General features: G+C 66.0%; 19 protein-coding genes and 1 pseudogene. 12 read left to right on the forward strand and 8 right to left on the reverse strand.

Going from position 1 to position 21,482, the window contains the following annotated elements:
• Positions 1-17: 17 nt before the first annotated feature.
• From FB454_RS27210 to FB454_RS27230, 5 genes and pseudogenes are all read left to right on the forward strand, one after another.
• A complete protein-coding gene (locus FB454_RS27210; protein WP_013284934.1) occupies positions 18-1,262 on the forward strand; it encodes an IS256 family transposase in 1,245 nt (414 codons plus the stop codon).
• Positions 1,263-1,422: 160 nt separating this feature from the next.
• Positions 1,423-1,914, forward strand: coding sequence for a transposase (locus FB454_RS27215; RefSeq protein ID WP_049794809.1), 492 nt, complete (start codon positions 1,423-1,425; stop codon positions 1,912-1,914).
• A gap of 215 nt (positions 1,915-2,129) precedes the next feature.
• The gene (locus tag FB454_RS27220) at positions 2,130-2,495 is read left to right on the forward strand and encodes a PDDEXK family nuclease (protein WP_145823781.1); all 366 of its coding nucleotides are present in this window, start codon (positions 2,130-2,132) and stop codon (positions 2,493-2,495) included.
• Between the two features lie 27 nt (positions 2,496-2,522).
• Positions 2,523-3,388, forward strand: a protein-coding gene (locus tag FB454_RS27225; RefSeq protein WP_013474031.1) for an IS5 family transposase whose coding sequence is annotated in 2 segments (ribosomal slippage) — positions 2,523-2,856 and positions 2,856-3,388 — 867 coding nt in all. Because the reading frame shifts where the segments join, the coding sequence is not laid out codon by codon here.
• Positions 3,389-3,430: 42 nt separating this feature from the next.
• Positions 3,431-4,105, forward strand: a pseudogene (locus FB454_RS27230) (NaeI family type II restriction endonuclease); the annotation flags it as partial.
• 298 nt (positions 4,106-4,403) lie between these two features.
• On the opposite strand, the gene FB454_RS27235 reads toward FB454_RS27230, so the two are convergent.
• Complete coding sequence (locus FB454_RS27235) at positions 4,404-4,841, reverse strand: very short patch repair endonuclease (protein ID WP_013284936.1); 438 nt, start codon at positions 4,839-4,841, stop codon at positions 4,404-4,406.
• 53 nt (positions 4,842-4,894) lie between these two features.
• On the opposite strand from FB454_RS27235, the gene FB454_RS27240 reads away from it, so the two are divergent.
• From FB454_RS27240 to FB454_RS27255, 4 genes are all read left to right on the forward strand, one after another.
• Complete coding sequence (locus FB454_RS27240) at positions 4,895-6,001, forward strand: DNA cytosine methyltransferase (protein ID WP_013284937.1); 1,107 nt, start codon at positions 4,895-4,897, stop codon at positions 5,999-6,001.
• 73 nt (positions 6,002-6,074) lie between these two features.
• A complete protein-coding gene (locus FB454_RS27245; RefSeq protein ID WP_049794810.1) occupies positions 6,075-7,166 on the forward strand; it encodes a NaeI family type II restriction endonuclease in 1,092 nt (363 codons plus the stop codon).
• Positions 7,167-7,570: 404 nt separating this feature from the next.
• Positions 7,571-8,707 carry a PDDEXK-like family protein gene (locus FB454_RS27250; RefSeq protein WP_145755703.1) on the forward strand — a complete coding sequence of 379 codons (1,137 nt, stop codon included), beginning with the start codon at positions 7,571-7,573 and terminating at the stop codon, positions 8,705-8,707.
• Positions 8,708-9,325: 618 nt separating this feature from the next.
• On the forward strand, positions 9,326-9,721 hold the full coding sequence (locus FB454_RS27255; protein ID WP_013284941.1) for a hypothetical protein: 396 nt from the start codon (positions 9,326-9,328) through the stop codon (positions 9,719-9,721).
• 1,186 nt (positions 9,722-10,907) lie between these two features.
• On the opposite strand, the gene FB454_RS27270 is transcribed toward FB454_RS27255, so the two are convergent.
• Positions 10,908-12,209, reverse strand: a complete 1,302-nt coding sequence (locus tag FB454_RS27270) for an SAVED domain-containing protein (RefSeq protein ID WP_275896025.1) — start codon at positions 12,207-12,209, stop codon at positions 10,908-10,910.
• A 12-nt stretch (positions 12,210-12,221) separates the two neighbouring features.
• Between FB454_RS27270 and FB454_RS35055 the strand changes: the two genes are divergently transcribed.
• Together FB454_RS35055 and FB454_RS27280 are read left to right on the forward strand one after the other, a co-directional pair.
• Positions 12,222-13,322, forward strand: coding sequence for a nucleotidyltransferase domain-containing protein (locus FB454_RS35055; protein WP_013284943.1), 1,101 nt, complete (start codon positions 12,222-12,224; stop codon positions 13,320-13,322).
• Positions 13,319-14,863 (forward strand): ThiF family adenylyltransferase, encoded by a 1,545-nt coding sequence (locus FB454_RS27280; RefSeq protein WP_013284944.1) that lies wholly within the window; start codon positions 13,319-13,321, stop codon positions 14,861-14,863. The genes FB454_RS35055 and FB454_RS27280 overlap by 4 nt, the downstream gene beginning before the upstream one ends.
• A 371-nt stretch (positions 14,864-15,234) precedes the next feature.
• On the opposite strand, the gene FB454_RS27285 is transcribed toward FB454_RS27280, so the two are convergent.
• A complete protein-coding gene (locus FB454_RS27285) occupies positions 15,235-15,492 on the reverse strand; it encodes a hypothetical protein (RefSeq protein WP_013284945.1) in 258 nt (85 codons plus the stop codon).
• A 64-nt stretch (positions 15,493-15,556) separates the two neighbouring features.
• On the opposite strand from FB454_RS27285, the gene FB454_RS27290 reads away from it, so the two are divergent.
• Positions 15,557-16,189 carry a hypothetical protein gene (locus FB454_RS27290; RefSeq protein WP_240322307.1) on the forward strand — a complete coding sequence of 211 codons (633 nt, stop codon included), beginning with the start codon at positions 15,557-15,559 and terminating at the stop codon, positions 16,187-16,189.
• A 109-nt stretch (positions 16,190-16,298) separates the two neighbouring features.
• Here FB454_RS27290 and FB454_RS27295 read toward each other — a convergent pair whose 3' ends face one another.
• From FB454_RS27295 to FB454_RS27315, 5 genes are all read right to left on the reverse strand, one after another.
• Positions 16,299-17,048, reverse strand: a complete 750-nt coding sequence (locus tag FB454_RS27295; protein ID WP_240322308.1) for a hypothetical protein — start codon at positions 17,046-17,048, stop codon at positions 16,299-16,301.
• An 18-nt stretch (positions 17,049-17,066) separates the two neighbouring features.
• The gene (locus FB454_RS27300; RefSeq protein ID WP_013284948.1) at positions 17,067-17,384 is read right to left on the reverse strand and encodes a hypothetical protein; all 318 of its coding nucleotides are present in this window, start codon (positions 17,382-17,384) and stop codon (positions 17,067-17,069) included.
• On the reverse strand, positions 17,381-18,007 hold the full coding sequence (locus tag FB454_RS27305; RefSeq protein ID WP_240322309.1) for a hypothetical protein: 627 nt from the start codon (positions 18,005-18,007) through the stop codon (positions 17,381-17,383). Before FB454_RS27305 ends, FB454_RS27300 begins: the two co-directional genes overlap by 4 nt.
• A 1,265-nt stretch (positions 18,008-19,272) precedes the next feature.
• Positions 19,273-20,550 (reverse strand): methyltransferase, FxLD system, encoded by a 1,278-nt coding sequence (fxlM, locus tag FB454_RS27310; RefSeq protein ID WP_013284950.1) that lies wholly within the window; start codon positions 20,548-20,550, stop codon positions 19,273-19,275.
• Positions 20,551-20,653: 103 nt separating this feature from the next.
• Positions 20,654-21,475 carry a protein kinase family protein gene (locus FB454_RS27315; protein ID WP_013284951.1) on the reverse strand — a complete coding sequence of 274 codons (822 nt, stop codon included), beginning with the start codon at positions 21,473-21,475 and terminating at the stop codon, positions 20,654-20,656.
• Between the last annotated feature and the right edge of the window lie 7 nt (positions 21,476-21,482).

Raw genomic sequence — 21,482 nt, forward strand, 5'->3', positions numbered from 1 at the left:
AAGGAGAAGAGGACGCGATGGCCGCTTCAGAGAGTGTGAACCCTGTTGACCTGCTGCGCGAGCAGATCGAGGGCGCGTCGTCGGACGTGTTGCAAGCGATGATCAAGACGTTCGTGCAGGCGGTGATGTCCGCCGAGGCCGACGCGATCTGCGGCGCCGGGTACGGGCAGCGCAGCGATGAGCGGGTCAACTCGCGCAACGGTTACCGGCCTCGGGAATGGGACACCCGCGCCGGCACGATCGACCTGGCGATCCCGAAGCTGCGACACGGCAGCTACTTCCCGGAGTGGTTGCTGACCCACCGGCGTCGGGCCGAGCAGGCCCTGGTCTCGGTCGTGGCCACGAGCTATCTGCTGGGGGTGTCGACTCGGCGGGTGGAGAAGCTGGTCGAGCAGCTCGGGATCCGGCAGCTGTCCAAGTCGCAGGTCTCGGAGATGGCCGCGCATCTGGACGCGCAGGTGGAGGCGTTCCGCAACCGACCCTTGGACGCCGCCCACTACACGTTTGTGTGGATGGACGCCCTGACGATGAAGGTCCGCGAGCACGGCCGGACCGTCAACGTCCACGCCCTGATCGCGGTTGGGGTCAACGCCGACGGCGGCCGTGAAGTGCTGGGCCTGGACGTGGCCTCCGACGAGGACGGCGCCGGCTGGTTGGCGTTCCTGCGCAGCCTGACCGCCCGAGGCCTGTCCGGTGTCCGCCTGGTCATCTCCGACGCCCACGCCGGCCTCGTGGCCGCGATCGGGGCGGCTTTGCCGGGAGCTTCGTGGCAGCGGTGCAGGACCCACTATCTGCGCAACCTGCTGACGAAGGTGCCCAAGTCGGCGCAGCCGTGGATCGCCACCCTGGTCCGCACGATCTTCGACCAGCCCGACGCCGACGCTGTCCGCGCCCAGTTCGACCGGGTCGTGACCACGATCGAAGCGAAGTTCCCGGCCGCGGCCGAGCACCTCGACGCCGCCCGCGACGACCTCCTGGCGTTCACCGGCTTCCCCCGCGAGATCTGGCGCCAGATCTGGTCGAACAACCCACAGGAGCGGCTCAACAAGGAAATCCGCCGTCGCACCGACGTCGTCGGGATCTTCCCGAACCGGGCGGCGATCATCCGCCTCGTCGGCGCCGTCCTGGCCGAGCAGACCGACGAGTGGACCGAAGGACGCCGCTACATGGGCCTCGAACTACTCGCTAAAGCCCGCCTGATCACCATCGACACAGACCAACACGCCACCGACCAGACCGACCCGACCTCGATCGCCGCATAACATCAGACCGGATCACGCGATGGCCGTCTCCTACACCACCAGCGCGGACGCGACCGATGATTGATCACACGTTGATGCGTCTGCACGACCGGTTGCGGGAGCAGTGCCGCACCACCGCCGGACGGCACCGGCATCCCACCGCCGGCGCGACTCCCAATCGGTGCGCGCCGCGGACACCGTGCCCCGACACAGCCGCGGTTTCGACGTCGTGAAAAAGGTCAACGGCCGTAAACGCCACATCGTCGTGGACACCATGGGCCTACTCCTGGCCGTCATGATCACCGGCGCGCACGTCAACGACCGCACCATCGCCCGTGACCTGCTCTGGCGCACCCGGCTGTTCCACCCCCGCCTACGCCCGCTCTGGGCAGACGGCGGCTACATCGGCACCCTAAGCACCTGGGCCCGCCACGCCCTCGACCTCACCGTGCACCTGGTCCACAAACTCCCCGGACAACACACCTTCGTCGTGCTGCCCCGCCGCTGGGTCGTCGAACGCACCTTCGCCTGGATCAGCAAGAAACGCCGCTGCGTCCGCGACTACGAACACCTACCCACAAGCCACGCCGCCTTCGTTACCTGGGCCATGATCCACGTCATGCTCACCCGCCTGGCCCGACACACGAAACCGGCCCAGGCAACCCACACCTGAACCGACTTCTCAAACACTTCGCTAACAGGGCCTTCGCTGCCCTCGCCCCGGGTGCTGCGCCCTGGCCTACCCGTCCGAGACGTTCCGACGCCCCCGGTCGGCCACCACATGTGCTTGTCTTCGAGGACGCAGCCAAACACGCCGGAAGGAGGTAGTTCCTGCAGCACGGCCGGTAGGCTCTGATCTTCATGCATCCTGCGCACTAAGCTGAAGTGGTGGTTGCGTTCGAAGATGCCAGCGCCGAGGGGCAGACTACGGCTGCTACACAGCGGACCGCTCGAGGTAACCCAGTAGCTCCGGTGGGCTCGCGATGCATCAGTGACTTCACGGGTGACTCGCACGTCATCGAGCAACCGGAGGAAGACGTGGGTCTTCAGACGGTTCGTCGCGATCTGGTCGGACGACCCGACCTGAGCCAGCTCATCGGCGATGCGGTCGAGGACTCCATCTTCTATGTCCTCGACGGCTACCGGACTCACCGATTCGACCTGCTCGACGAGCGTGTCGAAGCCGATGAACGCCGAACCGTCGGCACCAAGCTCCAATACCACCTACTAGGGCGTGTCCTGCCGATCTTGTAGGGGTTGGTCGTTGACGATGTGTCGGTGGTGCGTCGTGGTGAGTTGACCGATGAGGCGTGGGCGGTGATCGCGCCGCTGCTACCGGAGCCGGGCGGTGCTCGTGGGCGGTGGCGAGATCACCGGCAGGTCATCAACGGGATTTTGTGGAAGCTGCGCACGGGTGCGCCGTGGCGTGACCTGCCCGAACGTTTCGGGCCGTGGAAGACCTGCCATGAGCGGCTGCGTCGGTGGAGCGCCGACGGGACATGGGATCGGATCCTCGCGGCGGCGCAGGTGCACGACGACGGCACACCGGTGCAGTGGACGATCAGCATCGACTCGTCGATCGTGCGGGCGCATCAGCATGCCGCTGGCGCCCGCAAAAAGGGGGCTCCCCGACAAGTCCGGCGACGCCTGGTGCGCAAGATGGCGAGGCCATCGGCCGATCACGCGGAGGACTGAGCACGAAAATCCACCTCGCAGTCGACGGACGCGGCCGGCCGTTGTCGATCCTGCTCACCCCGGGCCAGGCCGGCGACAACCCCCAGCTCCTCGCCCTGCTCGACGCGATCCGCGTCAACCAGCCCGGACCGGGCCGGCCCCGCAAACGTCCGGACGTGCTGATCGCGGACAAGGGCTACGCCCATGACTCCACCCGTCGAGCCCTGCGCCAACGCGGGATCCGGCACGTCATCCCCGAACGCAGCGACCAGATCGCCCGCCGCGCCGCCAAGGGCAGCACCGGCGGGCGACCACCCGCCTTCGACAAGGCGACCTACCGCAAACGCAACGTCGTGGAACGCTGCTTCAACCGACTCAAGCAATGGCGTGACCTGGCCACCCGCTACGCCAAACGCGCATCCCTCTACCGAGCCAGCCTGATCCTCATCGCCGCCATCATCTGGCTTCCATGATCGACAGGACAGGCCCTAGACAACCTTGGCCTTGAGAAGAAGAGACACCCCGACACCGAGATCGCTGGGGTGCCCGTCGACGTAAAAGGCACCGCAACGACAGACGGATCGCAGAGCTGGATGATCCCTCGCGAGGGACAGTGTGAGCTCTGTCTGCTGGTCCACGTGGATCTGGTACGTGACCGGCACCGCGCGTGGCTCATGCGGACTCATCGGGCGTTTCTCCACAATGGTGACGGCAACGGCGACCGTAAGCGGGGAATCTCCGTGCCCGCCTTCAACACGTACAGCGTGCCTCTATACGAGTGGACGCCTTTGAGGCCGAATCCACTGAAGGGCTTGTCGGAGCCGGACCGGGCGGTCGTGTTCGGCTCGGCTGGGCAGGAGACACGGCTCAAGGCGCTCTTTCGCGCGGCAGCGGAGACGGTCATCCCCCGGGGCGTAATCCTCACGGTCTGCGCCAATCGTGCAGACCCGATGCGTCGGGTGCGGGCTACCCGTGTCGACATGGCGAGGGAGGGCCTCGCGCTGCTCTGCGGGACATGGACCTCGCACCGGCAGCTCGCCGATGTTCTGGCCTTCGATTTGACCGGAGAGGCGTGGGTGGCGGTCGCCATGTCCAAAGTCCTGGGACACGGGGAGCTGACCGGGCAGGTTCTCGAACAGATGCGCCGCGGCCTAAGGGACGAGGCGGACCGTAAGCTTTTCGAGCCCTGAGCCTGACGCCGAAACCCCGCGCCCGTATGCGACGGGTGACATCAACGGCCGAGCCGGAAGACCGCCGAGCCCCGAAGCTCCCAGCGGGTCGACGAGTCTGTCCGTTCGCGTAAAGCTGTTCATATCCTCGGGGTTGACGAACGACCTTCGGGTATTCGAATGCCGCATATCACCAGCACGACTTGACCCTCCGGGTGCCGCGAGCGTGAATTTCGGGGCGCAGCCTGGATGGCTGCATGGTGGGGTGCCGAGGTTGATTGAGGAAGTCGCGCCGCCCGGAGGAGGGGTTTGATTGAGATCAATAATCCGAGGGCGTGCGGCGCATCGCGGTCACTGCCGCTGCGATGCGGGCGGCGGCGTCGGTGGTCGCCTCGTGTTCCCAGATCCGGATGACAGTCCAGCCGGCTGCGGTCAATCGCTCGTTGGTGTCGACGTCGCGGCGCCGGTTGGTGGCGACCTTCTGCGACCAGAACGCCGCGTTGGTTTTGGCGATCGTGTGGTGCTCGGGGCAGCCGTGCCAGAAGCAGCCGTCGAGGAAGACGGCCAGCTTGAGTCGGGGGAACAGCAGGTCGGCGGTGCGTCGTACCGCTTTGATCGGTCGGCGGTTGACGTAGTAGCGCAGGCCCAGTGCGTGGACGGCGCGCCGCAGTGCCAGCTCCGGCTTGGTGTCGCGGCCGGTGTTGGCCTGCATCGACTTGCGTACGCCGATCGAGGACGCCCACGATCTGTCGGACATGCGTTCTACCTCACTGGCGCGGCTGGCTTGTGGCAGGCGGGAGGCGAACTATCATGTCGCAGGTGAGCGACCGCCTGAGCATGATCGACCTCTTCGCAGGATGTGGCGGTATGACCGTCGGCTTCCATAATGAAGGTTTCCGTCCGATTCTCTCGGTCGAGTGGGATCGTGCCGCGGCCTCCACCTACGCCGCGAACTTCGGTAAGGAACACACGCGGTGGGAGGATATCGAGAAGATCAAGGATGATGAGATCCCCGATGCGGACGTCATCATCGGTGGGCCGCCGTGTCAGGGCTTCTCCAACCTCGGCACCAAGTCAGTCGAGGACCCGCGCAACAAGTTGTGGAAGCAGTACCTACGCTTCGTCGTCAAGGCGCATCCGCAGGTCTTCGTGATCGAGAACGTAGAGCGGTTCTCGCGCACCAACGAGTTCCAGCTATTGATGGAGGAGGCCGACCACGGCATCCTCCAAGGTTACAAACTCACCGCCGGTGTCCTGCTGGCGGCCGACTACGGGGTCTCGCAACGCCGGCCGCGTACCATCGTCATCGGGTCGCGGATCGGTGAGATCCCGCTCCCCGAACCCACGCACGCAAAGGTCCCGACCGGGGAGCTGAGGCCGTGGAGGACGGTACGCGACGCGATCGGATGGGTCGACGAACACCCGACGACCACCGAGCTCCCAAGCAGGGAGACGGTGTTCTTCGAACAAGGCATCCGAGGCGAATTCTCGGGCTACGACATCCACTTCGGGCGTCAGCCGACCACGATGTCGCTTGAGCGCTATGACCACATCCCTCCCGGCGGCGGACGGTTCAACCTTCCCGATCACCTGCTGTCGCGATGCTGGCGGGAGAAGAAGACCGGTACCACCGACGTCATGGGCCGTATGCGCTGGGACGCTCCGTCGTTGACGATCCGTACCGAGTTTTTCAAGCCCGAGAAGGGCCAATACCTGCACCCGCAATGGGAACCGAACCGGCCGGATCGGCGAGTCAACCGGGTCATCACCCACTACGAGGCGTCACTGCTGCAGGACTTCCCGAAGGACTACAAGTGGTGCGGTTCCAAGACGGAGATCGCCAAGCAGATCGGCAACGCCGTTCCCTCGGGTCTTGCCGCAGCCATCGCTAGACACTTGAAGAAATACCTGCACTGATCCGCCAGCCGGACAGCGAATTCCGGACTCTCGCTGATTGACCGATGGTTCGCAGCTCTGACACCCTGCTCCTGTGTCGACCGTGCAAGGAGAGCTGTTCGAAGACGATCCGGTCTCGGCCGCGCTTCCGCGCACACTGCGCGTCCACCGAAACCGGGTCCTGCCGGTCCGGCCCTCGATCGCCGGCAGGCCCCGGATGGTGACCGGGCCAGCGCCGTTCCGTACCGACGCCCGTCCACCGTCGCCGGACGAGGACCCCGAGATCTGGGCGGTCCATGCCGCGATCCGATCGCTCGACCCCGACGGTGTCCGCACCGGATACGCCATCCGGGAGGCGCTCGACCAAATCTACGACGGCCAGCGCACCGGGCGATGGGACTATACCCAGCTGCTGAAGACGGAGAAGACGCACGTTGGCACACTCGTCGAGATCTGGCTGCAGCGGGAGTTCGGGTTCGACGACGGTCAGGACCTCGACTTTCGAATCGCTGGCGTCGATGTCGACTGCAAGTGGTCACTGAATCTGTACGACTGGGAGATCCCCCAGGAGATGTACAGCCGCGGCGACAAGATCGCCCTCGTGATATGGGCGAATGAATACACCGCCCGCTGGGCGTCTGGTCTCATCCGCATCAGCGAGGACGTCCTCCGTCCGCCGGGCAAGCAGCGCGACGGTAAGCGCCGGCTCAACGATCGGGGTCGGGACCGCATCCTCTGGATCTCCCCGGGCACGGATCTAGTGAAGAACACGCTGCTGCACATCACTGATCCGCGGAAGCTCGAACTCATCGCCTACGCCACTCGCGGGCAGACGGCGGTCACGAACCTATTCAGGGAGTTGACCGGAGAACTGATCAACAGGGCAACAGTACTCACCGCCGCCCAGCAGGTCGACAGCGCCAAGCGAGTGCGGGACGCTCGTAGGAAGCTTCAGCCGGAGGGCATTGTGATCTTCGGTCATTACGCGCCGCATCCGCGGATGGCCGCCGAGCTGGAACTCCCGGTTCCTACACTGGGCCGGTTCGTCAGCGTCCGGCTATACCCGTGGAAGCCCGATGACGATGAGCCGCAGACGGAAATAGATGGATCTCTGTGGCGGCGCGCGCGGCGGGGGGACCCGGTAGTGCCGGCTCCAACATTGCCCAGCCAGGGCACTGGTGGATGACCGGCGCCAGCCTCGAGGTGCTGCAGCGGGTGTGGTCTTGGCTGCGGTGACCACGATGAACGAGTTGGGCGCTGGCTGGCGTGTCGGTGTCCTCCGGGTCCATGATCCCAGGACACCGTATGGCGGATCAGGAGGTCCGGACGCCCTACGACATCCGTGGGGTGCGGGAGCCGGGGATGAAGTGCTCGATGCCCCCCCGCGGCACGTACTCCTGCCGCTGCAGCCGCAGACCCCCGACCCGCCAGGCCATCTTTGCATGCCTGGGCTCGCTGTCGTTATACATGTCTCGGCATCGATTCGCCTGCTGCCGCGGGCTTCGGCGGGCAATTGCTAGCGCACCCGCAGGTTCTATCGGTGCAGGGTGAGCCGGGCCCTGGGGCGGACCTGGTTGGACGGACTTCTGATTGACGATCAGCGCTCCAGCAACGATGGTGAGCGTTGTGATCCTGCCCGCGATCAGGTTTGCTTTGCCGATGTCGTCGGAGGTGCGTTGGTCGGACATGCTGGCCGTGATGGTCGCCACCGATCCTGCTCCTCTCGGTCGGTTGCTCGGGCTGTCTGGTCCGCTGGGGGACGTGGTGGTCCGCAGGGAGGTGGCGGTTGATCCGGCGAGCCAGCCGGACATCGTGATTGAGCGGCAGGGGCAACGGGTGGCGGTCATGGAGGTGAAGGTCCTCGCCGGGCTCGGCACGTTCCAGTTGGAGCGGTATGCCGCCGCGGTCCCGGACGCTGCCGTCTACGTGCTCGTGTTTCCCGGCCGCCTCGTCATTGATGTGGGGTCGGGTTCAGGATGGCGGACGCTGACGTGGGAGACGTTGCTCGAGGCGTATAAGGCGAGCACGAATTCCTGGGTTGCCACGTGCGCCACCGCGTGGATCGCGCACCTTGCTGGCGCGTTACCGGCAGTCGATGCCGCAACGGCCTGGAACGACCTGATGCCTGGGGAAGACTTCGTGATCGCACTCCGCGCGCGCATGTCATGGCTCCACGGGCAGCTCGCACCTCCAGCCCCGATTCGCCATGACCTTGTCTCCTCCTCCGCCGGCGTCAGTTGGGTTGCTCGGCTGTACACCGAGGCAGCAGAAAAGGACTACCGGATTCTGGTCGAGGTTGAGGAGAACCTGCCGGTCCGAGATTTTCCCAAGTATGCAGGCGAAGGACCCCGACAGCCGCGTGGGCCGTCGATCAAGGTGTGCCTGCAGCAGCGGAACATCACGACCTCTGCCTGCTACAACTGGCGCTACCTGGCAGCGATGTGGCCACTCATGGACACCGCGCGAAGCGACTGGGTCACCAACCCCGCCCGCCCCAGAGCCGCGCATGACAGGGCGGGCCATCAGCAGATCGTGGCCGCTGGCATGCCCCGATATGTGGGTATCGGATTCGGCGAAGCGCAGGCCAAAATTGATGGCGCGTGCATGTTCGGAGCCCGGGTTCAGCTGCCGCCCACGATCACTCTCGGCGACCTCGCACAAGAAGTTTCCAGCCTGTACGGCCTCGTCAGCGACTTGGCCAAAGTCGTCCCACCCGCGCCGCAGTAGCGTTCGACGGACGCGCGTGCCGTTGTGGGGCTGATGGTTCCGCTGTTCGGCGGAGCGCGCGGGGCTGCAGCGGCGGCGACAATCGCGGTACGCCCTCTCACTGGAGATGCCGTGCCGCAGATGCCCGGTCCGCCTGAGCCCTCGGCTCAACAGCCGCCTGGGCCCGATGGGTTGTCGGCCGTAGAGCCCTCACTGGTACCAGCCGTGGCCGCAGGGACCCCATCTCGAAATGCAAGGGTAGGGCTCGTCCTGTTGGTGGTGGTCGTGGGTGGGCTGTTCATGTGCTGCGTAGGTGGAACGGGTCTGGCCACTCTTGGTCTGATCATCGGCGACCCCACGCCCCCTCGCCCTGCTCCGGCCAGCCCTGCTACCGAACCGGTACCCTCACCGAGCGCCCGCACGCCGGAGCCCGCCTCCGCCACCACTGTGCGTACCTCACCAACCGCTACGGCTACCACACCCCCGGCAGCAGCAACTCGCGAAGCGAGACCTGAACATCCCGCAGCTGCCTACGAGATCTTTGAACGACGAGACGTCAGCGCCGGCTCCGGAGCTCGTCGTCTCGCCCTCCGGGTGGAACTACGCGTCTACCCCGTTACCGGCCAGCAGGTCACTGACGTGGCGTCGCAGATTGTCGAGAGCCATCGAGGTCAGGGATGGCAGGCGCTGTCAATCGTGGTCACCTATGACCGGCGTGAGGTCGTGCCGAGTTACGCGGTCTACGAATGGGCGCCAGACGGGCGCTGGTCCCACGCCGCCAAGGGAGACGCCGCGTCCTGGCGAGGCTACCGGCTCAATCAAACCATCGTCCGGGACAAGCTGACGCAGCCCAACGCCTGCAAGGTCCCGACGGAGCAGGCATACGTGCTCAACACTGAGTTCAACCAGGCAACCGAGGACGACGTCGAAATCAGCGAGGAAGCGGCAATGACGGAGATCGCCAAACGGCACAACATCCCGACCACCCGCGCCGAGGAATTAGTTCTGACCGTCGAGGACTGGACGATGTGCTGAGCCACTGGGCGCGACACACAGCAGCGGATGGCGGAACCGCAACATAGTTGTCATTCTGTGGACGCATCGTCCAGCCGCCGCTCCCGCAACGGCGTCCTGCGGTAGTCATGGCGGTCTGGCGTCACCGCCGGCGCATGACCGCGTAGACCGTCCTGCTGCTCGCAAACTCGGAGACAGTGATCAATTTCTAGCCAATCCGCGATTTCGTACGTCTGGAGGTTCCCGGGGCTCGGCACCTGGGCGGGCCCGCCGGTGCCTTGCTAGCCGCTGATCGGTCGCTCGTACACGGCGCGGTGCTTCCCCGGCCCCTTGTAGTTGTAGGTCACGGCTACACCAGCCTCGGTGGTGTCACCGTCAACGTTGCTGAAGCCCAGAGCGAGCCACGTTCTGTGGGCGGCGTAGTTGTCGGGTTCGGAGGTGAGAAAGAGGCGGCGGCATCCCCAGGCGGAGCCCTGCCGGTGGATTGCCTCTACGAGCGCCCGGGTGGATTCCCTCGCGGCGGTGGCCGGGGTGGGTCATCACGTCTTGCAGATAGATTTCCGAGGGGTCGACCTGGCTTCGGAAGGCGATCACGCTCCCGGCGACCTGTCCGTCGATGATGGCTAGTGGGCAAGTGTCGGCGAACAGCGTGGCGTACAGCCAGTAGTCCGATGAGTCCCGCAGCCTGATGTACGGCTCTCCCAACGCCAGCAGTTTTTCGAGGTCAGGGATGCGATCGACGGTGAGTGGGGTGATGGGCATTGGTGGTGCCCTTCGGTGAGTACGATCGATGCGGCGAGGTCCCGCGGCGACGGCGGGGTCCAGGGAGTCGGTGACTCCGCGACCGACGACGAGGATGTCCCAGGAGCGTCGTGTCGTCTGCTGGCTTCGACGTCCGTGGGGGCGAAGCCGCCGGAGACTGCGACCGGCAGCTTCGTCCACGACCTGATGAGCTGCGCCTGGTCGAGAGGGTGAAAGCCAGCCCTCCGGACCGCTGAGATGCAGTCATGCTGCCACCGGGCAGGGGGTACGCGCGCGCATCGACCAGCGCGTGCGCCCTCAGTCCTTGCTGGTGCGAGCAGGGGATCCTCGCATTCACCGCCCCGCTTGTGCTTGAAGTTCCGGTACGGGGGCTGGCCGGGGTCAGTGAGAAGTGGATCAGCGGGAACCTCGGTTCACCCGTCAGCCTGCGTCTGCGTGCCCTGGTCTAACGGCGAACTCGCAGCGCGAGGAAGAACGCTCCATTGTTGTCGCGGTCATAAATCTTAAGCATGGGCGACACCTGGGGCATGAGAACGCGGCCGACAGTTACGGCAGCCGACACGCTAATCGCGGCGAAGACATTGATCGAATCCAGATTTCCGTGGTTCGCCTCAAGAGCCGCAAGGAAGCCACGCATCGTTTCCTCGAAGGAGGCAAGGTCGACAGGAGAGGAGATCAGGTTTGGGCCCGGCCGGGCAGGCGGCACCGGAGTGATCACATAAATGTGGTGATGGGTCGTTGCCTCAGCCGGCAGGTCGTGGTTATGGATAGTGCCGGACAGATTCACGATCAACGTAACGGGCTGGCCTGGCAGGCCCGCACGGACCCTTGATACCCCGAACATGACGAGTTGTCTCTGGTCGTTTGGCCAGGTCCACGCATTGAGGACGTCTGTGCGCCGCCGTTGGAAGACTAGTGTAGGGACTTTGTCATCCAGGTGCGCCCCTAGGGCGATCAAAAGCGGGATGCGGGCGAAGGCGAACACAGCGAGGCGGGCAACAGCATCGCGGCGCACGCCATCATGCACACGGCTGGTGAAGTCCCTTATCTCGTGGGCTAGGCGTTCGAAGTCAGACATTGTGGTGAGGCTGCCCCGATTGCGGAGATCGAGGTCAGCGTCAGAGTCCCAGTGGCTGCCCGGAAGGATTCTTGGATAGAGTCCGACTGCTGTTGTCGCGGCTAGCACGGTTGGCCGCGTCAACTCGGCAGGGACTCCGCGGATGTCGCCTACGACGCGGAGCACGTAGGCGGAGCGGTCGGCTCCGATGGCCGTCAAACTCTCGATCCGGCTTTCATGATCCTGCTTGCGACGTCGTAGCTCCTCTACCGTGTAGCGGCCGACAACGCCGCCGTCATCGATCGGCTTATGGCAGTTCCGGCACGCCAAAATGAGGTTGCTCGCGTTACCCCTCTGGTCGAGAAGTAGCGGATCATCACCCCGGGGAGAACTTTCGGACCAACCGACATTGTGCGCAAGCTCTCCTATCGGCACCGGCTCGCCCAGCTCGGCCGACTCGACGACAGATGTGTTGCAGAACGTGCACCGTCCCGCCGACCTGGCCCAAACAAGAACCCTATTCAGCTCCGTGATCTTCGGTCGCACGATCTTGGTTCGTGACTGCTTCGGCTGCCGTGGCAACTCGCTCACCCGATTCCTGTCGTAGCCGTCAGTTACGGTCTCACCGGCGCCGCCGAAACGGATCACTGTCCCTTGGCGGCCACCAGACCGAGATCCACTATCACGCACTGGAGGACCACCATGAACATGAGCCGCGATGATCGGCTTGCCCGAGTGCTCGGCGCCGGCATCGAATCGTTTGACATCCCCGAAGAGCAATACCTGATTGCTGAAGCCACATACAAGGTGGCGTGCACCTTCCTCCGCGACTACTGGGCCGACAACGAAGCCGGCGGTGCCCTCTACCCGCAGGGGTCGATGAGGCTGGGCACCGTTACCGCGCTCATCCACCGACGCGACGAGTACGACCTCGACATGGTGTGCAGGCACGACCTCGACAAGACCGAGACCTCGCGCGACGACCTGAAAGCAGACGTCGGGGAAGCGCTGAAGCACTTCGCCAAGGAGCACCCAGAGCTGGGACTCACGCTGGACGACGAGGGCCGCCGGTGCTGGACCTTCCAACACGACACCCTGCCGTTCCACATGGACATCCTGCCAGCCATCCCGAACCTCGAAGCCGGGCCGAACGGCATCCTGGTGACGGACACGCAGGCTTCCAGGTGGCACCATTCAGCCCCGATCGACTATGCGGACTGGTTCCTCGACGTCCAGTACGACGAGTGGAGAGCCGGCGCCGTCAGGGTCGCGGAGAACAGACAGATGGACGTCGAAGCCCTGCCGAGGCGCTTCTTCAAGACGACGCTTCAGCGCACCGTCCAAGCACTCAAGCGGCACCGCGACATCTTCTTCACCGATGACCTTGGTAACCGACCTTCCTCGATCATCATCACCACCCTCGCCGCCCAGTCGTATGAGCCCCGAGGCGGCCTGTTCGACGTGCTCCACCACGTCGTTGAGCAGATGCCGACACACGTCGATTACAAGCTCGGCAGATACGTCATCGCCAACCCAGTTGAGTCCGGCGAGAACTTCGCCGACCGGTGGATTGGCCACCCGGCCCGCCCTCGACGCTTCTTCGAATGGCTCGAGGCGGCCCTGCGCGACTTTACGGCGATCGCCGAGGCTCATCACACCGACGACATGCTCGCCCGAACCGCGCACGCTCTCGGCTCGAGACCTGCCGCTGCGGCGCATGACGCTCTTAATGCCGACCCAGGTGTGACCCGCCGGCTCGTCGTCGCGGCGCCTGTCCCGGCGGGAAACGAACGCTTCGCATGATCGGCCAATGGGCGAAGGACCTCACCGACGAGCGTGACAACTTCCGCCGCGACCTCGCTGCCGCCGGCATTAATGGTGACACCGAGACACAGCGCGGTCCGCTGCGGTGGCAGCCCTGCGGCGGGCAGGAAGCGACAGCCACCGTGGAGGTCACGCTGACCGCGGCTTTTCCCTTTAGCCCTCCGCAGATTCGCATCCTCGACGCCGGGGTGCCGCTGCAGATGACCTTTCACCGCGACGCCGACGGTTCCCTCTGCCTGTGGCCGACAAGCGTGCCCTTCGACAACGCGCCCTGGCGTGACCCAGGTCAGCTACTGCGCAAAGTCGCTGCGTGGCTGCGGCAGACCGACGCTGGCTGGCCTGGCGACGAGGATTGTGACCTGGAGAGGTACCTCCCCAGCGACCCCCGTCTCGTGCTGTACGACCGCGACAGGCTCGCCAACGTCAAGGGCTGCGTACGAACCCATGCCAGCGACAGCGGCCACCGCGTGGAGATCACCGACGAGCCGCAGCAACCACCAAAGCACCCCGGTCGCCCCGATCGACGCAGAACGCACGGCCGAAGCACCGGAAACATCAAGATAGGCCGGAAGCACCGTGCTCTCGCCTGGATCGCCGACGTCGGCCATCTGGATCGGCCGGTGCAGGATGCGTCCTCACTGTGTGAGGTCCTCGGCGCAGACGCTCAGCATTTCACATGGCTCGTGTCCATCGGCGTCCTTCAGTTCGTTGTTCTGCGCTACAGAAGGCATACCGCCAACGGCGTCCTGGCGCTTGCTGTCAGTCCAGCACTGTCCGAGAGGCCACCCATCGAGGTACGTGCGTGTGAGGCGGCTGACACGAGTGTGGCGACCCGTATGCTGCGAGCTGGCTGGGCGGCATCCGACTTGGCTGACCGGCACGTCGCGGTCGTCGGTGCCGGTGCCGTCGGCTCGTTCGTCGCTGACCTGCTGTTTCGGCATGGTATCCGGCACCTGACGCTTCTCGATCCACAACTACTACGACCAGGGAACCTGGTACGCCACCTGGCAGGAGAAGGCCTTGTCGGCTTCCCGAAAGTCGTCGCAGTGAAGGCTCGCCTTTCCGCCCTGGGCTTCGACACGAGCGGGGTCGAGGGCACCTTCGACAGGCTGACGACTCCTCAGCAGGCGGTAAAGCTGCTCCGCGAACATCATCTGGTCGTAGACGCAACGGCAGACGCACGCGCGACGGCACTGCTCACCTGGGCAAGTAGTCAGATTCCCACACCGGTTGTGTCCGTCTGCATTCAGCGGCAGGGGGCCGTCGCTCGGGTTGACCGCTTTCCCCTCCGCGGCGCGGAACGCCACCACGAACCTTTGGCGCCCGGTTCCAAGACCGACGCCACACCGGAATACGGCTGCGACGAGCCGGTGTCCTCAACGCCGCCAGGCGCGGTGGTGGCCGCAGCCGCACTGGCCTGCCGGGTCGCTATCGACGAGCTCACCTACAACTGCAAAATGCCCGCCACACTGATCGAGGCTTACGAGCCCCCACCACGCAGCTCTCATCCGCCCAGGTGAGCGTGCTTGTTCGCGGACGCCGGAGCCGCGTACGTCAGCAACGGGGGCAAGTACCCGGATGCGCCGGACTCGATCCAAGCTTGGCCCCGGGGAGGGCGGCAAGACGCCGCCCAGCGGCGTTTCCAGACGCAGCTCTGCACTGGCCTGCCGACCCGTGGTAGGGGGCTTTCACCAACCGTGACCGTGCCGCCGGTGCTGACGCCGGTGCCCGAACACCAATTGCAGCTTGGGCGGCGGTGATCGTGGCTGCTCCGTGGCTGCTCGGACGTCGAGGAACTGACGCGGACGAACCCCTACCAGGCGGACCAGACCCTCGGCGCGGGCAGCCGCCTCCGCGACGGCGCCCCGCGGTAGTCATGGAAAGTCTGGCGTCACCGTCGGCGCATGATCGCGTAGACCATCCTGCTGCTCGCGAATTCGGAGACAGTGATCAGTTCCCAGCCGAACTGTTCCAGCACCTCCGCGGCGATGATGGCCTGCGTGACCTGGTCACCGCCCACGCCACGATGCGACAGGACGGTGAGAAGCCGGTACGGGTAGACGCGGAGGTCGACACTGCCGCCGAGGACCGCGTCGGCGGTGACCGTTCGCGTGCGGGCTATCTGCTCCGGTGTCTCACGGGCGGCCATACGTGAACCCTAGTCGTCGCTTGCGCGGACAGTCGTGTCCGGTGACAGCGGGTATGTTCGGGTCGTGTCTACCTCGGTCCGTCTCCCGGCCGCCACTGCTGCCTTCCTGCTCGCCGTAGCGATGGCCGGCTGTGACAACGCCGATGACGCTCCGATCGCGGCGCCTACCCCGCCATCTGCCTCGGCTGCCGGCGTGACAGCCAGGCCGACGGCACCTGACGATCCGGCATACACCGCGGACGGGCTGGACCTGTGCGCGAGGACGGATGTGAAGGTCGTGGCGGACCTGGCGTCCGAGGTGACGCGCGAAGATCCGCAGCCGCCGGTGGCTCGGCCCGGTGCCGCCTGCCTGTTCGAGATGCGCACCAAGGCTGGCTATCAGGCGAATCTTCGGGTTGAGGCGTCGACGCTTGCGACGGCCGAGGAGGCGCGGCAGTTGTATCGCGGGACGCGGCGGGCTACGGGGATGACGCCCGCCGGAGCGGTGCCGGGCGTGGGGGAGGAGGCGGAGGCTTTCACTAAGCGGTCATCACCGGGGTTCAGGTACGCCGAGTACATGGTGCACGCGCGTACCGGCAACCTGGTGGTAAAGGTGTGGCTCGCCGTCGGCGGCGAATCGTACGTTGCGAACTCGGTGTTGGCGGAGAAGTCGTTGGCGATTCTGCGGGCCACGCAAGCGGCGGTGCCGACGGCCTGAGCGGCCTTGACTCGTCGCTCCGGAACCCTGCCTTTCCGATTGGCGTGAATGCCCACGCCTGCCGGGTAGCGCATGCTATGGCCTCTGGAGAGGGACGTGTCGTGCTGGGTCAGTCTCGTACGGCTTGCGGCCACTGGCTTCCGGGTAGTTTCGAGTAGTCACCGACCTGGGTGGCAATGTCCCGGATGTTGCCGAGGGCGTCCATGAAGCGCTGCCCGACGGTCAGCAGGGTGTTGAGGCCGGCGGTGACGAGGTCACCGACCGATTTGGCGAGGGTGGAGATGGCCCAGGGGATGTCGATGACGGTGCTGGCCTCGGTGGCGGCCTGCGCCAGCTTGCCAGCGAGTCCGGTGACGATCTTGGCCAGCTCGACGGCGTAGTCGACGTTCGAGCGGGCGATCTTGAACAGCCATTGGCTGATGAATTCGGCCTTCAGCACCGACTCGTCGATCGCGGCTTTCTGCTTGGTGGCCTTGGCGTTGTAGGCGATCGCCGCGTCACCGCTCCACTTGGCGATGTTGTCGCTGCGTGGCTCGGTGGCGGTGAACGACAACTCGGAGACGGGAGTCTTGACGTCGTTGACCCACCGGAAGCTGACGTTGATCAGCGACAGCACCGGCACCTGGCGTTCCAGCGCGTGGTCGACCTGGTCGAGCACCATGGTCATGGCGCGGCGCGTGGCGTCGAGGTTCTGCTTGATCCACCACAGCCCTGCGGGTCCGAGGAGCCACCTGTGCTCGTTGACGCGTTCCACGATGTCGTTGAAGGAGCCAACGGCTCGGTCGATGCCAGAGCGGATCTGGTCGAACGCCTTGTTGAACGGCTCGCCGTACTCAAGGTCGCTGCTTGCGGGCTGCACCTGCACTGCCTTCCATCGTCATGCGCGGTAGATCTTGTCGAGGTCCAGGGAGATGACCTCGTCGGCCCGGTCGTACTCGTCAGCGATGCGCCGCAGCGCCGCGCCGATCTGATCGAACTCCGTGACGGCGCCGTTGAGGATCCGCACCATGAACGTGTGGAAGTCCCGGTAGGAGACGGCGTGCAGGACCACGCTCGCGTCGCCGATGAAGAAGGCGGACGGCTCAAGATGCAGCTGTTCGGCGGCTGTCTTGACCTTCGCGATGCTGTCGGACATCGCCAGCCACTTCTTGCCCTCGTCGCGCAGCGCATCGGTGATCACTGCCAGGTCTTTCATCGCCGCGCCTGCCTCTCGCTGGTGTGGGCGAGTTCGTAGGTCCGGAAGAGTGATCGGGTCTCGAAACGGAGTTGTTGGGTGTCCATCCGGGCGACGCGCCCCGCATCCGCGGTGATCGCCGTGATGCCTGGGCCGCGCAGGTGAAGCGTTAGGCAGCCGTGTGGACTGGAGATCGTCCGTTGCTCGGGTTGCTCCGGTGCGTGGGTTAGCCGGGCGAGTTCGGCGTCGTTGTGATGCAGGGCGCCCCAGGTGCGCTGCAGCCAGAGGTCGTCGTCGAGTTCGGGTTCCGTGCTGGTGGCCGGCGGCTGTGCTGGTCGTGCTGGGGCGGGCTGGTCTCGCTGCAACTCCTCAAGCGCGGTGGCTTCGAGATGGCTTCTCAGCGCGCCGGTGTATGCCTCGTAGACGGCATCCCCGATACGGGTCACGCCGGCCTGGCGTCGCCAGTCGCGGCTGATCGTCACATCGTCCACCTGTCCGGCTCTGGTGAGGAGCAGGCTCACGGACGCGGTGCGGTCCTGGCCGGAGTGAAGCCTCGGCGCGGACCGGGAAGCGAACTCGTCGACAGCGTGTGCGGCGTTCGTGCGCAGCGTGTCGTCGTCGCCGAGGAAGTCGAGGTTCGCCAAGGACAGCCGATCATTGGCTCTGTCTCCGAACATCAGTCCCAGCCCCCGCGAGATGCCAACGCATACAGTGATTTGCTCGTTACGGCGCAGGGGACACCGTACGGGAAACGCGAGAGCCTATGGGGGAGGGTTGCTCGGCTGATTCTGCGGCAGTTGTCGGCTCCGCCTGAAAAAGTTAGCTGGCGTTGACAGCAGTCTGCTCTGGAGGCCAGAGGATCCGCCGCACATGGAGGTTCTGCTGATCGCAGAGCGGCAGCGGCTACCCCGGGCAGAAGGGGGGGACCGCCAACATCTACCACCGCGATGAACTAGCGGCATGGGCAGCGGGCAGCGTCAGGTAGCGACGAGACGGGCGGGAACGGCGAACATCACCGTCCCCGCCCAGGTGATACCTAGGACCAGAACACACCACAGCCCTGTGTTGACTCGCTCCGGTCCGTCAGGCAGTCTCGCCCATTACTCGCGCCGTATCAGGTTGTCAGTTCCAACGCGATACAGAGCGATGAGGAGGCCGACGCTCGCAACTGTCCAGGCCCGAGCGGCGGCTTGACACCCCGGAAGGGGCACACCTGGCCTATTGAGCCAGGTGTGCCCGCCCCCGGCGCTCCCGGTCAGGACGTTGGCCAACATCAGCATCCAAAAGAGGAGCTTCAGCAGGGTCGCTGCGCCCTCGCCCGCACGCTGCCACCGGCTCATGCCCGCAGTCGGACCGTGGCTTGAAGGCCTTGCCCTGTGCTTCGCCACTAACCACCCCCTTCGGTCTGCGGGACCATCGCAGTCCCGCCGCAACGCCGCTCGACACCCTGGTCCTTGCGGCCCTTGCCGGCGGCCAACCTAGTGGCTTTGGAGATGCGCCACCACCAACTCGGGGCGGTAGGTCCAGCAAATGCTCGACGTCGGAACCGGGCCTCCGCATCTCGTCACCGGGGCACCGCCGAGACGAAGCCTTATGGCCCACAACCGCCGAGAGACGGTCCCAGACGCCCCAGCGGGACCAACTCTTACCTGACCCGCCCCTCGGCCAAGGTCCGGCCGTCTCTGCCGTACCGGGCGCTGAGCGTCGCCGTGTGTGTGCTGTTGCTGGCTCAGTTGGGATTGGCGGTGTCGATCGGTGTCCGGCCGCACGGGATGTGCCCTGGCTGTGGATCGCGTTGATCGCGCTCGCGTCCGTGCTGGCCTGCGGAGTCGCTGCGGCCCGCAGATCCCTTTGACCGCTTACACAAGGAGTGGCGTGAGGCGGGGATGGAACTTGGGCGAGGACGCCGTCACAGACCGGTCTGCCGCCTTATGTTTGCGGCGGTGTTTCGCGCAGGCGTGGAGGGGCCCTTGCTGGGCCAGGTGATCGCGATGGTGGTGTGCGGGCGGGGGATCAGTAGCCGCAGGTGGTTGGTGGGGCTGGGTGCGGTGCCGGTGGGGTAGACGGCGATGTGTGGGCCGGGTTGGTGTCGGTGGTGGCGGTTCCAGGCGGCGATGAGGTCGAGGATGTGGCCGGTGAGTGTGGTGGCGTGGGGTCCGTAGCCGTGGGCGCCGAACTGCCAGGTGGTGTTGTCGAGTTGGCGGGTGGCGAGGTAGGCGATGCTGTCGGCGGTGAGCAGGGCCGGGCAGGCCACCCAGTTCTGCGGTGCCAGGTCGGCGGCGCGTTGCCGATCGACGGCGAGTAGACCGTGAGGGTGGGGTTGGCTGGCCAGCCATAGTTGCAGGGTGTCGAAGGGGGTCGCCGGTGGGGTGGTGACCGGTGACCAGGTGTCGTGCCGAGGTCCGTTGAGGGCGGCGGGCAGCGCGCGGAGATCCAGGGCCTCGGTGACAGGGTCGTCGATGAATACGGTGACGTCGTCGCCGCGTAGGTGGTGTGGTGTGACGGGGTTGGCGCCGGCGCCTTGTATCGGGACGAAGCCGCAGACGAGGGCATTGGTGGCGACGAGGTGTCCGCTGTCGCGGACGAGGGTGAGGCAGCGGGTGTGGCCTCGCATCCGAAGTGGGGCGACGAGGACGCCGTCGGGGGTGAGCTGGTCGGTCCAGGCGGGTGGGATGTCGCTGGTCTCGACGGTGACGATGATGGCGTCGTACGGGGCGGCCGCCGCCCATCCTTCGTCCGCGTCGGCGTGCACCGCCGCAACGTGCGGGTAGCCGGCGGTGTCGAGGGCGGTGCGGGCGTGGGCGATGACGGCGGGGTCGATGTCGATGCTGGTGACCGTGCCGTATGGGCCGACGACCTCGGCGATGAGCGCGGCGTTGTAGCCGCCGGATCCGACCTCCAGCACCCGTGCGCCGGGCTGAAGGTGGGCGGCGTGCAGCATGGCGGCTTGAAGCCACGGCGCGGAGATCGAACTGGTCGCCTTGCCGTCCGGGCCGCGTCGGGTGACCACCACGTCGTCGGCGTACGCGGCCTCGACACTGACTCCCGAGGGCGTGAACAGGTGCCGCGGGACCCGTCTGAATGCCGCTTCCACGGCCGGTGAGGTGATCGCACCGTCGGCGAGCAACGTGTCGACCAGTCGAGCGCGAGCCATCTTCGTGAGCTCGGTGTCGAGCGGATCGGCCATTGTTGGCTCCCTGCGGTTCGGGCGCTCAGCGCGCGAGTTCATCCCTGACCTGGTCGGGCCGAGATCCTGGGGCGTGGGGTGATCTTGTGCAGCCTGCCGGTTGTCAAGACTGCCGGGCCCTCGGCCGTGGCTCACGGCCTTGAGCTACGCCCCCGTGGGCCCGGTGGATCGCCCACTCGCCGGTCCATCGGGCGAGGTCGTGCACCCAGCGCTCGGTGTTGTGTCGGGCCTTGGTCGCCCACTTCGCGGCGTTGGCCGAGGCGAAATGGTTGAGCACGTCAGCGCTTGTGGCGGTCCAGGCTGGGAATTGCCCGAGCCAGTCTTCGGCTTGGTCGGCGGTGTGGCCGCTGCCGATCAGCCATTGGACGAGTAGCGCGAGTTCGACCCAGGCAGCTGCTTTGGTGGCCCATGCCCAGTCGACGATGCGTAGGCCGTGCGGGGTGATGATCAGGTTGGTCGGGTTGAGGTCGGAGTGCACGAGTGTCCCGCCGTCCATCGCCGGGTGCGCGAACCCGAGCCGGCCGGCCGGGGTGAACCACCGATCGCCCGGCGCCGGCGTCTGCTGGAGGTCTTTCAGGGCGGCGGTGAGCAGGTCGAGATCCGGGCTGCCGGGGGACAGGTCGGGGTGGGGGCCGGCGAGATGCTCGGTCCCCACCACCAGCCAGCCATCGGCCTCGAAGTGCCACCGCAGCGCCGGCGGGTACCGGTCGACGGCTTGGGTGACGGCCAGCTCGTAGCGCAGCGACTGGACGGCCCATTCGCCGAAGGCTGCTTTGACGAAGACCGGTCCGGACGGGCCGGTGACGGTCGAGGCGATCTGTGCGTGGTTGCCGTCGGGTGCCGGGGATGCCTCGAACGCTCCACCGACCTGTTCGGTGATCCTGGTGATCACGCTGCGGGGCAGGGCCGTCCAGTCGCTGCGCATCAGGTTC

The organism is Micromonospora sp. CNZ297, from assembly GCF_007827625.1.